Below are 599 nucleotides of genomic sequence, written 5' to 3' on the forward strand. Positions count from 1 at the left end.
TGGAGTGGTAACTGAAATTAGGACACATTTTTTCTAATCCCTAAGCAACCATTTCGTTTTGTAACATAAAATTAATTTCTTCAAATTTAGCAGGAGATAAATTACCTAAATAACTATGTGATCTAGTTCTATTATAATAAACTTCAATATATTCAAATATCATTGCTTTGGCTTGTTTTTTAGTATAAAAATATGTTTGATATACAAGATTACTTTTTAGTGTTTTAAAGAAGCTCTCAGCTACTGCATTGTCCCAACAATTGCCTTTTCTTGACATGCTTTGAATGATACCATGCTCTTGTAATAAATCTTTATGGGAGTAAGAAGCGTATTGACTTCCTCTATCGGTATGCCATATCAAACCCACTGGTGGATTTCTTTGTCTTATAGCCATGTTAAATGCGTCATTTACTAAACTAACTTTCATATTATCATCCATAGACCAACCAACAACTCTTCTTGAGTATAAATCAATAACTGTTGCTAAGTAAAGCCAGCCTTCACCTGTGTGAATATATGTAATATCCCCAACATATTTAGTATCCGGTTCAGATGCATAGAAATCTCTATTAAGTACATTTGGGGCAATTGGTAAATTA

General features: G+C 31.7%; 1 protein-coding gene. It reads right to left on the bottom strand.

What is annotated here, in order from left to right; translation table 11 throughout:
* Positions 1–40: 40 nt before the first annotated feature.
* On the bottom strand, positions 41–599 hold a 559-nt coding region (locus GBG18_RS15070; RefSeq protein WP_152192392.1), incomplete at its 5' end, for an IS3 family transposase.

This window comes from Poseidonibacter ostreae (assembly GCF_009208075.1).
Classification (GTDB): Bacteria; Campylobacterota; Campylobacteria; order Campylobacterales; family Arcobacteraceae; genus Poseidonibacter; species Poseidonibacter ostreae.